Annotated in this window: 14 protein-coding genes; 8 read left to right on the forward strand and 6 right to left on the reverse strand. The window is 44.0% G+C overall.

Going from position 1 to position 10937, the window contains the following annotated elements; genetic code table 11:
* Nucleotides 1–68 precede the first annotated feature (68 nt).
* From POW22_RS11115 to POW22_RS11125, 3 genes are all read right to left on the reverse strand, one after another.
* Nucleotides 69–575 carry a DUF6702 family protein gene (locus POW22_RS11115; protein WP_272832754.1) on the reverse strand — a complete coding sequence of 169 codons (507 nt, stop codon included), beginning with the start codon at nt 573–575 and terminating at the stop codon, nt 69–71.
* Between the two features lie 79 nt (nt 576–654).
* Entirely contained in the window at nt 655–1431 is a 777-nt protein-coding gene (locus tag POW22_RS11120; protein ID WP_272832755.1) for a carboxypeptidase-like regulatory domain-containing protein, read from the reverse strand.
* Nucleotides 1412–2230, reverse strand: coding sequence for a carboxypeptidase-like regulatory domain-containing protein (locus POW22_RS11125; protein ID WP_272832756.1), 819 nt, complete (start codon nt 2228–2230; stop codon nt 1412–1414). Before POW22_RS11125 ends, POW22_RS11120 begins: the two co-directional genes overlap by 20 nt.
* 73 nt (nt 2231–2303) lie before the next feature.
* Here POW22_RS11125 and pepE point away from each other — a divergent pair, with 73 nt between their 5' ends.
* Genes pepE through POW22_RS11165 form a run of 8 tightly spaced genes read left to right on the forward strand, consistent with a single transcriptional unit; the run spans nt 2304 to nt 8686 of the window.
* Nucleotides 2304–3011, forward strand: coding sequence for a dipeptidase PepE (gene pepE / locus POW22_RS11130; protein WP_272832757.1), 708 nt, complete (start codon nt 2304–2306; stop codon nt 3009–3011).
* A gap of 20 nt (nt 3012–3031) precedes the next feature.
* Nucleotides 3032–3550 (forward strand): GNAT family N-acetyltransferase, encoded by a 519-nt coding sequence (locus POW22_RS11135; protein WP_272832758.1) that lies wholly within the window; start codon nt 3032–3034, stop codon nt 3548–3550.
* Nucleotides 3537–4283, forward strand: a complete 747-nt coding sequence (locus POW22_RS11140; RefSeq protein WP_272832759.1) for a M15 family metallopeptidase — start codon at nt 3537–3539, stop codon at nt 4281–4283. The genes POW22_RS11135 and POW22_RS11140 overlap by 14 nt, the downstream gene beginning before the upstream one ends.
* A 43-nt stretch (nt 4284–4326) precedes the next feature.
* Complete coding sequence (locus POW22_RS11145; protein ID WP_272832760.1) at nt 4327–5115, forward strand: M48 family metalloprotease; 789 nt, start codon at nt 4327–4329, stop codon at nt 5113–5115.
* Nucleotides 5116–5166: 51 nt separating this feature from the next.
* Entirely contained in the window at nt 5167–6684 is a 1518-nt protein-coding gene (gene gpmI / locus POW22_RS11150; protein ID WP_272832761.1) for a 2,3-bisphosphoglycerate-independent phosphoglycerate mutase, read from the forward strand.
* Between the two features lie 3 nt (nt 6685–6687).
* Nucleotides 6688–7089, forward strand: a complete 402-nt coding sequence (locus POW22_RS11155; RefSeq protein WP_272832762.1) for a BT0820 family HAD-type phosphatase — start codon at nt 6688–6690, stop codon at nt 7087–7089.
* A gap of 1 nt (nt 7090) precedes the next feature.
* Complete coding sequence (map, locus tag POW22_RS11160; RefSeq protein ID WP_272832763.1) at nt 7091–7909, forward strand: type I methionyl aminopeptidase; 819 nt, start codon at nt 7091–7093, stop codon at nt 7907–7909.
* Nucleotides 7910–7912: 3 nt separating this feature from the next.
* Nucleotides 7913–8686 (forward strand): class I SAM-dependent methyltransferase, encoded by a 774-nt coding sequence (locus POW22_RS11165; protein WP_272832764.1) that lies wholly within the window; start codon nt 7913–7915, stop codon nt 8684–8686.
* On the opposite strand, the gene POW22_RS11170 is transcribed toward POW22_RS11165, so the two are convergent.
* Genes POW22_RS11170 through POW22_RS11180 form a run of 3 tightly spaced genes read right to left on the reverse strand, consistent with a single transcriptional unit; the run spans nt 8683 to nt 10909 of the window.
* Complete coding sequence (locus POW22_RS11170; protein ID WP_272832765.1) at nt 8683–9729, reverse strand: FAD:protein FMN transferase; 1047 nt, start codon at nt 9727–9729, stop codon at nt 8683–8685. The genes POW22_RS11165 and POW22_RS11170 overlap by 4 nt on opposite strands.
* Nucleotides 9683–10042 (reverse strand): Na(+)-translocating NADH-quinone reductase subunit F, encoded by a 360-nt coding sequence (locus POW22_RS11175; protein ID WP_272832766.1) that lies wholly within the window; start codon nt 10040–10042, stop codon nt 9683–9685. Before POW22_RS11175 ends, POW22_RS11170 begins: the two co-directional genes overlap by 47 nt.
* The gene (locus POW22_RS11180) at nt 10043–10909 is read right to left on the reverse strand and encodes a DUF4846 domain-containing protein (RefSeq protein WP_272832767.1); all 867 of its coding nucleotides are present in this window, start codon (nt 10907–10909) and stop codon (nt 10043–10045) included.
* Nucleotides 10910–10937: the final 28 nt, after the last annotated feature.

Genomic DNA, 10937 nt, shown 5'->3' on the forward strand with positions numbered 1-10937 from the left:
TATTGTGATTATTAGTTGCTTTTTAAGGGCCTTAAAAATAGCCCTTTAAGCCCTGAATTTACAGGGGTTTAATTAAATTTTAACATGTCCGTGGATTCATCTTTAAGCAGAATCAAACTTCTGCGTTTGTCATCCTTTTTTACATGAACGATATTCTGCTGCTCCGGGAAGAGTTCATACAGAAATTCGTTGGTTACCTCCAAAGACTTAAGCTCCTTGATACCAGTGACTTCAAGATAGCAAACCAAAGTTTCTATATCGTATTCCTTACCGAGATATTGTGCCGTTACCTCAGCGCCATTAGCTTTAATCTGTAATTTTTTGGAGAGGTATTTTTCTATGTAAAGGTCTACGGTTTTATCGTCGTTGGTGCTGTCTAAGCTCAGATCCGGATCGTATCGCTCTTGCAAAACATCCTCAAAATCATCTATAAAGATCTTGGTAATGATCTGCAAACTCTCTTGATCTTGAACGTATTCGATCTTAGTAATACTCACATAGAATTTATGCGCGGAAGAGTTCGCCAAAAAAAGCGGGGCACATAAAACGGTCAATAACAGTACAATTCTCTTCATAGCTATTCATTCGGCAACAACTGGGCCAAAATCTTTATCGTTGGACACAAAGATAACATCCTTAGTTACAAATTGTATACTAATTTTTTGATTCCTCCAAGCGCTCCAAATAGACCCCAGAACGTTCTTTAAAGTGGTTTAGCACCAAGCCGTATTGCTCCACTTCAAAGTCGCGCTGTACGCTAGTGGTTTCTATACAAAAGAGGATAAAATCATAGATTCGCTCTTCAGGTAGACCGTAGGACTCTTTAAAAAACTCAGCAGAATACAAGGCCAAGATCTGTGAGACCACCTGATTTTGCTGCTCCCACTTACGTTTAATGCGGAGTTTCTTGTAATAGCCACTCATATGTTTGTAGAGCACTTCAAGATCTACGGTGGTAATGGTTCCTATTCCAGTAATGATGGGAACAATCTTTTCTTCGGGTTCGCCAATGAAACCCGGGATCCCTACATCGTTAAAATTTATAGGGGTCTCCACCTCAATATCTTGAGCGTCCTGTTGCAAGTTGCCACTTAAAGCGGGTTTAATAAAGACCTCGTCCAACTCAGTAACCCGATCATCCAAAACAACAGCTGCGTATCCGGATTGCATCATTTGCGCATCAACAACTAGCTCTTTGAGCTGATAACGCACAGAAGAAAAATAGAGTGTATCTGCCAATGAAACCCGAATCTCGAAGGCTCCGTTTTGATCTGTAACGGTATTGATCCCTTTGGATTTATTGAGCACATGAACGCCTTCAACATCAGCAGTGTTGAGTAGCTTTCCCTCCAATTCTATATGTTGCGCACGACTGCCAATGGCCGTGAGGATAAAAAGAAGGAGTAGATAATTAGTCTTTAATGCGTTCAAGATATAAGGTGCTTTGCTGCTTGATAAAGCCGAGCAAACGGATCTCGTTCTCCGGTTTTAAGTACCCCTCAGGGATACCCTGCTCTTGCACAAAGTAAATAAAGTCATCATAACGCAGTTGCGGAATGTCAAAGGAATCTTCAAAAAAGTAGACGTTGTAGCGCTGTCTCAGCACCGTTGCAACTTGTTCGTCAGACTGTAGATTATTGAGTTCCTGTTGCTGTCTTCGCTTCTTTCTGTCTTTGCCTATGAATTGCAAAATACCCAGTGGCGTAAACCCGTATTGCATCACATTTAAATTTGACACCTCTTCAGAAACCACATTGCGAATGCGGCTTTGTGAATCGTCTTTAAAGTCGTATTCAAATTCCATGGATTGATAGTCAAAGGTCAAGGCTGAGTCAAAATCATACACTTTTACACGGCCTATATCGACCTCAACATTTCCCGTAAGGTCATAGGGACGCACAATAACTTCCTCCAAAAGATTCACGTTTGGATTCAAATAGATCTTAATGCTTTTATTCTCAATGACCCCTTCATCTATAATGACCGTAAAAGACTGAAACTGCAAAGCTGTTACGAGAATGCGATCATTGGTGGCCATTTTCAAAGTAAAGGTTCCATCCTTGGCGGTAATGGTTCCTTCTTGAGCGGAGCGGTTATAAATGCTGATTCCTTCCAGGTCTTCACCTATGGGAGCAGACAATTCTCCTTTAACAATGACCCGAGTAATCTCCTGGGCCGATACCGTCAAGGCACTAAAAACAAATAAGAATAATAGGTAGAAGTTTTGCATACTCTAAATTACGACACAAACTCTAATTTATCCCTTAAATTAGTCGTCACATTATGTTAAATCCATTATAATTTTGCAAAATCTAATCTTGGCGAGTACCTCTACAGTGCACGGCCAAAGCTATCTGGAATACCTTAAACCCACCCTGGAACGCTTTTTCTCTGGGGTTGAAGAGTTGCTTTTCATTCCCTATGCAAGGCCCGGCGGGATTACCCATGATGCCTATACCAATCACGCCTCACGGTTCTTTGAAACTTTAAAAATAAATGTCAAAGGGTTACACCAATTTGAGGATCCTAAAGCTGCGATAGCAGCAGCTCAAGGGATTTTCACAGGCGGCGGGAATACCTTTGTTTTAGTGAAGGCGCTGCATGAATTAGGGCTGATGGCAGCCTTGCGCGAGCAATTATTTATCGGAACTCCATATTTGGGTACCAGTGCTGGCAGCAATATCTGCGGAATCAATATGCAGACCACGAATGACATGCCTATTGCCTATCCACCTTCATTCAAAACTTTGGGAATGATACCCTGCAATATCAATCCGCACTATTTGGACCCGATTGCAGGAAGTACTCACATGGGAGAAACCCGAGAAACACGCATTAACGAATTTCACAGTCAGGTCAATATTCCCGTGATCGGCTTGAGAGAAGGAAGCTGGCTGGAAGTTCATGGCAAAGCGATTAGCCTTAAAGGGGCCCATACCGCGCGCTTGTTTAGGCAAGGACAACAACCGACAGAACTGGAAACAAATACGCAGATAACCTCCTACTTTTGACATTTGTGTAACTTAGCTATATGAAGGTCATCCTAGACACAGAAAGAACCTATTTACGCGAATTTTTGCTTAAAGATGCCGAGGCATTCTACAGCTTGAATTTGGACCCTGAAGTGATTCGCTATACCGGTGATGCTCCTTTTTCAAGTATCGCGGAGGCGGAAGCATTCATCAAAGCCTACGACCAATACGAGACTAACGGCTATGGCCGTTGGGCAGTTTGTTTGAAAGACACTGATGCCTTTATTGGTTTCTGTGGATTGAAATATCATCCTGATGAGGCCCTGACCGAAGTCGGCTTTAGGTTCTATCGCAAGTATTGGAATCAAGGTTTTGCTACAGAGACAGCAAAAGCCTGCATTGAATTCGGATTTAATGAATTTGAATTACCTGCGATTTACGCCCATGCAGATCGTGAAAATTTAGGATCCATCCGCGTTTTAGAAAAATGTGGCCTGAGCTTTGTAAAGCCAATTGAGTACGACGGTCAATTGGCCAATTTATACTGTTTGAAACGCGAAGACCATGAAACGAATTGATTTTATAAAAACTACAGCTTTAGCTACTGCAGGCCTACCGCTATTGAGCAGTTTTAAACTAAAAATGGAACAAGAAGGAATTCCCAAAGCCTTACTGATGGGCTATAACAATGACCGTTTAGTGGGAGATGGCTTTCAATTGGAGCGCACAACTATGCAGGCCTTCCAAGACCTAAAACAAGCAGCCGTGGCTGATGGAATTACTATTGAAGTGGCCTCCGCCTTCAGATCCTATGACAGGCAATTAGCCATTTGGTCAGGGAAATACAAACGATTCACCCAAAGCGGATTGACCCCAATTGCAGCTATGGAAAAGATCATTGAGTACTCCACGATTCCAGGAACTTCCCGTCATCATTGGGGCACCGATATGGACTTGATAGACGGAGGTGCTTCTCCAAGACCCTCGAGTGTCTTGGAAGCCAAACACTTTCACGGAAAAGGACCTTTCTGCAAATTCAAAGAATGGATGAACGCCCATGCAGAATCCTATGGTTTTCATGAAGTCTATACCAATAACGCCCAACGCAAAGGATTTAAATACGAACCGTGGCATTTTAGCTACAAACCGGTTTCACAAAAGTACTTGGAAGCTTATTTAAAGCTCGATATCAAGTCTGAATTGGAACGCTTAGAAATTCCTGGGGCTGAGCACATGAACCTGCAGTTCATCGAAAAATACCTGCAAGACAACATTGCAGACATAAATCCCGATTTGCTTCCTGCCCGCTAGCACTTATTTTTTTGTACTTTGAAGGCTACAAAAAATAAGTGTCATGTTACGAAGAGGAGGAAGTTGGAAGATCAGAATACTGTTTGGTTTGGCCATAGTAGCTTTTGCTTACTTCAACCGATGCAGTAATACCGTTGTCAATCCTTATACGCAAAGAGAACAGGTCATCAATATGGATTCGGATCAGGAAATTGCTATTGGGCTCCAAGCCATGCCGCAGCTCAAGCAACAACACGGCGGTGATTTCCCAAATCAGGACCTGCAGAACTTTGTGGACCGGGTGGGGATGAAATTGGTCAACAACAGTATTGCTAAAGACACTCCTTACCAATACGAGTTCCATTTGCTAGCTGATGACAAAACCATAAATGCCTTTGCGCTTCCGGGTGGACAGATCTTCATCACCTATGCCCTTCTGGCTAAATTAGACAGCGAAGACCAATTGGCTGGAGTGCTCGGTCACGAGATCGGGCATGTGATCGGGAGGCATTCTGCAGAACGCATAGCCGAAACTGAATTTTGGCAGACGGTGTCTCAAGGAGCTTCTGTCGGTGCAGATGCAGGCGGACTGGTTGCTGGTATTGGTCAAAATGTACTTTTGGGCAATGGCCGTGATGATGAATTAGAGAGTGACGAGTTGGGCGTCCTCTTCATGATCCAATCAGGATACGACCCCGAGGAGATGATCGGCGTAATGCAAGTGCTTAAAGAAGCCGCAGGGCCTAATCGAACTCCAGAATTCCAAAGCACACACCCAGATCCCGACAATCGGATGGAAAAAATCCGTGCTGCCATTGAAAAGTATAAAGATCAAGGCGTAGGTGTTAATTAAGACCTGTTAATTGTCGATGATTTACTGTAATTTTGCAGCAAAACATCGCCCATGAGCAAGCAGGTTTTATTAATGATCCTTGACGGTTGGGGTATGACTCAAAACCCCGATGTTTCTGCCATTGCGCAGGCCAATACTCCTTTTGTAGATAGTCTTGCAGACCAATACCCTAGTGCACAATTACGCACTGACGGTATGCACGTAGGTTTGCCTGAAGGTCAAATGGGGAATTCAGAGGTAGGCCATATGAACTTGGGTGCAGGGCGTATTGTGTACCAAGACCTGGCCAAGATCAATAAAGCAGTTGCAGAAGGTACTTTAGCTAAAGAACCCGTTCTGCAAGAAGCGCTTCAATATGCCAGAGATGAAGACAAAGCGGTTCACCTCTTAGGATTGGTTTCTGATGGTGGCGTACATTCCCACATTGAGCATATTAAAGGATTATTGGATGTAGCTGCCGATGCAGGCTTGTCTAAAGTATTTGTTCACGCCTTTACAGACGGTCGCGATGTAGACCCTAAAAGCGGAAAAGAATTTTTGGTAGACCTCAAAAAACACCTTAAAGAATCTACTGGGGAACTGGCCTCTGTTATTGGACGTTATTATGCCATGGACCGCGACACCCGTTGGGAGCGCGTCAAAAAGGCTTATGACCTGCTCGTACACGGCAAAGGGAAAACTAGCACCAATATTGCTGCCAGTATGGATGAAAGCTATGCGGCAGACATTACCGATGAGTTTGTCGAGCCTATTTGCATGACCAAAAATGGGGCGCCTGTTGCAACCATTAAAGAAGGTGATGTGGTTTTGTTCTTCAACTTTAGGACCGACCGCGGACGTCAATTAACTCAGGCTCTGAGTCAACAAGCTTTCCCCGAATACGATATGGAACCCATTCAGCTCCATTACGTGACTATGACCAATTACGACGACAGCTTTATGGGTGTCCGAGTGATTTACGATAAAGAGAACTTGAGCGACACCTTGGGTGAGGTTTTAGAAAAAGCAGGAAAAACTCAGATCCGCATAGCAGAGACCGAAAAGTATCCACACGTGACCTTTTTCTTCTCTGGTGGACAAGAAGAACCATTTAAGGGAGAAAAACGCATTCTTTGTCCTTCTCCTAAAGTAGCCACTTATGATCTTCAACCAGAGATGAGCGCTTGCGAGATTCGCGATAAGATCATTCCAGAGATTCAAAATAAAACAGCAGACTTTATCTGTTTGAATTTTGCCAACCCGGATATGGTGGGTCATACCGGCGTTTTTGCCGCAGCTATTGAGGCTTGTGAAGTAGTGGATAATTGTACCCAAGCTATTGCGGAAGCTGCTCTAGCTGCAGATTACGACATCTTGATCATTGCAGATCACGGAAACAGTGAAACCATGATCAATCCTGACGGAAGCCCTAACACGGCACATACCACCAACCCTGTACCTTTATACTGGGTGACCAACCAACCCGCGAGTATCGCTGATGGGATTTTGGCAGATGTTGCACCGACAATTCTCGCCTTGATGGGCGTATCCATTCCACAAGCCATGTCTGGCGATATCTTAACCCATTAAGCTTTGGAAGAGACTCGAAAAATAGCAGTAGACTTTGATGGAACCATTGTAGAGAATGCCTATCCTCGCATTGGAAAACCCATGCTATTTGCTTTTGACACCATGAAAAAACTCCAGCAAAAGGGGTTTAGACTCATTCTTTGGACCTACCGTCATGGTAAATCTTTAGAGGAAGCCGTGGAATTCTGTAAAGCCAATGGTGTAGAGTTTTATGCGGTGAATCAGAGTTTTCCAGAAGAAGAATTCACCCAAGATGTGAGCCGGAAGATCAATGCCGACCTCTTTATAGACGACCGTAATATTGGTGGTATGTGGGACTGGGGGCTGATCTATCAAGAATTGATTGGTGAACAAGCGCCAACACCGAGAAAAAAGAAATCTTTATTCGCCTTTTTAAAAAAATAGTATGATCATCCCAAAGACCGCCGAAGAAATAGAACTCATGCGTGAAAGCGCCTTGATCGTATCCAAAACCTTAGGGATGCTCGCTGCAGAGGTAAAACCCGGAGTGACCAGTTTACACTTGGATAAGTTGGCAGAAGAATTTATTCGAGATCACGATGCCATCCCAGGGTTCCTAGGGCTCTACGATTTTCCGAACACCCTTTGCATGAGCCCAAACGCTCAAGTAGTTCATGGAATCCCCAACGATACGCCTTATGAAGAAGGAGACATCATTTCCATAGATTGTGGCGCTATTAAAAATGGATTTTATGGAGACCACGCTTACACTTTTGCTGTGGGTGAGATCGCGCCAGAAGTGGAGCAACTACTAAAGGTCACCAAAGAATCATTATACGTTGGTATTGCTCAGTTTAAAAAAGGCAACCGCACCGGTGACGTGGGTTATGCCATCCAACAACACTGCGAACAGCACGGTTACGGAGTGGTTCGTGAATTGGTGGGACACGGTTTGGGTAGAACCATGCATGAAGACCCAGAAATGCCAAACTACGGCCGTAGAGGTCGCGGTAAGAAATTCGTTGAAGGCATGACTGTTGCGATTGAGCCGATGATCAACTTGGGCACGCATCGTATTGAGCAACTCAAGGACGGCTGGACCATTTTAACTCGAGACCGTAAACCCAGCGCTCACTTTGAGCACAATGTTGCTTTAGTGGATGGAAAACCAGAACTACTCTCCACCTTTGGTTATATTTATCAAGCTTTGGATATTGAAAGTGATGAAGAAACTCCTTTTCGTGCAGAAGCCTTGGTGCTCTAATTGATGAAAGCCCTATTTAAATTTTTTCTGAATCTTTTTCCCAGACCACTGCTGATACGGTTGAGCTATGTGGTACGGCCGATCTTTGCTTTTTTTATGCGAGGCGATCGGTATGTTGATCCTATAGATGGCCGCGGATTTAGAAGCTTTTTGGCTTATGGTTATGCTAAGACCCGCGAGAATGTTTTATCGCCTAGTACACTCTCCCTAGAAAGACACCGCTTATTGTGGTTGTTTTTAAAGAACGAAACCGACTTCTTCAGCAAACCGCAAAAGTTGCTGCACTTTGCTCCAGAGCAAGCTTTTTATAAGCGATTTAAAAAGATGCAGCATTTGGATTATGTGACTACTGATCTGAATTCTCCGATTGCCGATGTCAAAGCTGATATCTGTGATTTACCCTTTAAAGACAACAGTTTTGATGTAATTCTGTGCAATCACGTTTTGGAACACATCCCGGATGATGCAAAGGCCATGCAAGAACTCTATCGCGTAATGCGCCCCGGAGGTTGGGGTATTTTTCAGATTCCTCAGGATTTAAACCGCGAGGAGACCTTTGAAGATCCAACGATCACAGACAAAGAAGAGCGCACTAGAATCTTTGGTCAATACGACCATGTGCGCGTTTACGGTCGGGATTATTTTGACAAACTTGCGGCGGTAGGCTTTGAAGTCGATGCAGTGGATTACACCAAGACCATCGGACAGGAATTATCGGATAAATATCGTCTGGCTTGGGGAGAGCTTATCCCCTATTGCAAAAAGCCGCTGAATTAGTCTTTGAGCAAGGGTTCAAATCCGGCAGTAAAGAAAACCGCAGTAGAATCTGCAACCGCATAGGTCAAATAAGCCTCAACTCCATCTAATTTTTCTAAGAGCGCCTTAGACTTTTCCAACCCAAGAGCCATAAAGGTGGTCGCATAAGCGTCTGCAGCCGCACAGGTGCTCGCCAAAACAGTAGCACTGGTTACATCACTGGTCTCTGCGGAACCTGTCAGCGGATTTAACGTATGAACATAGCGCTTTCCACTAGCGGGATCAACCCGAAACTTTCGATAGTTTCCGGAGGCTGCCATGGCTATATTTTCAAGTCTCACGGCTGCCTGTAAGCCGCGCGTTTGGAAGTTCGTATCAACCGCTTCTATTCCGGCGACCCATTGGGCTTGTTTTTCCAAATTCATCCCTGAGGCATACACCTCACCGCCTAACTCTATGATATAATCGGTCAAGCCTTGATTGGACATATAGTTGGCAATTCGATCAATACCATAGCCTTTTGCAATGGCGTTGAAATCAAAGTAGATCTGCGGATAGGCTTTGGTGATGGTACCGTCTTTATTCAGCTTGACCTTATCAAAACCGACGTAAGTCATTAAAGAATCTAAGGTGGTGCTATCAATTACTGCCAAAGGTTTTTCATCGCCAAAACCGTAAGCGTTTCTGAGCACCCCTATGGTTGGATCAAAATACCCTGCTGATTCCTTGTGGATGCGTTGCGCCAAGGTATAGACATCTTGAAACATGGCATCGGTAACTTGAGTAGAATCCCCCCGGTTTATGCGGGTGATGTCACTGTCCTCCCAATAAGTACTCATCGATTGGTTCACAGCGTTGATCACAGAATCTACCCCCACACTTAAATCCAGTTTACTGGTGTGAAAATATTTAATGGAAAAGGTGGTCCCAAAAGCACCGCCTTGTAAGGTATGTAATTGTGGTGTTCCTTCCTGGCAGCCGATCAATGTCAGCCCCAAAAAGAATGCGAATAACGGCTTAAATAATTTCTTGAAGACCATGATAGACCATTGTATAAGATTCATCTTTTATCGGTGGCTTGGCGTAGTCACTTCCGTGTCCTAGGCCCACACCAGCGTAATAGGTTTTTGCGTTGAATTTATCCGCGTGCTGCTTAATGGTTTGCATAAACACCGGGTCATAGACCTTAGCATCTTGCGGATAGGCAATGGCGCGTACAATCACAAAATGAAGGTCTTTATTTTTGAGCGCCACAAATTGTGGATCCTTTTTGAGTTTAGAATTCACTCCTAAAAACTCATAGCCTTGCTCTTCCAGATCCTTACCCACGATATTCATGGCCAGATTGTGAAGTTCCTGTGGTGATAATGGGGTCATTTATTTAAATCTAATGCACTTAAACTCGGCGAACGTATAGGTGGGAATTCCAAACGAATCTCCTTTAGGATATTCGTACCAAGGACTGCGTTTGGAATCGTTTAGATTCTTGAGCAGATGCACACTTTGCGCGGGCGTGTTCCCTTGTGCAAAAATAAATAATTTCTCGCCGTTGGCATTACTGATCTCGTCCACAGCAATAATTATATGACCCGGGAAGCCGGGATAAACGAGCATATCTCCCAATTGCATTTCATCGGGATCGGTGATTTGAATGAGCTCATCATGTAAGGACTGTGTTCCTGAGTAGGTAAAGATCAAATTTAGATAGCGGTAAAAATTGGTTTTGCTGTGATCTGCGGATGCGGATTTTTCAAAACGAACATCATTCCCGTTGATCACGGGCCGGAATCCCTCAGCATAGGAACTCCACGAACAATAATCCCCAGAAGTGAAATTAAAGCCTAAATCGTCCTTTCTACCTATTTGCCAAAGGTATTCTGCACGCAAGCGAATTAAAGCATCTGCGCATTGCATGAGTCCATTATCGGGTACAGAAAGGTCTAATACCCCAACATGACCGCGTTGATACACATAGGGTTTGCCTGTATAATTGATCACTTCTGTCCCCGCGGCTAAAAGTTTAAAATTCCTCAAATACTCCTGAAAACTACCAGCAGGGTAAGAAACACGGGAATAGCCTTCTGGAAGTTTTACACGACTGGCGACGGTATTGCCCTGCTCGTCTATATAATTTGGGCTCACCACATAACTCTTGGCCACTTGAGTAACTACCGGACCCTTGTCTGTCTGAGTAAGAAGAAAGATCACCAATCCAACAACCAGCAGTAGTAAAAGTTTGCGCATATAGTTATAACAAAAAAGCCGGCACTTT

This window comes from Gilvibacter sediminis (assembly GCF_028561565.1).
GTDB lineage: Bacteria > Bacteroidota > Bacteroidia > Flavobacteriales > Flavobacteriaceae > Gilvibacter > Gilvibacter sediminis.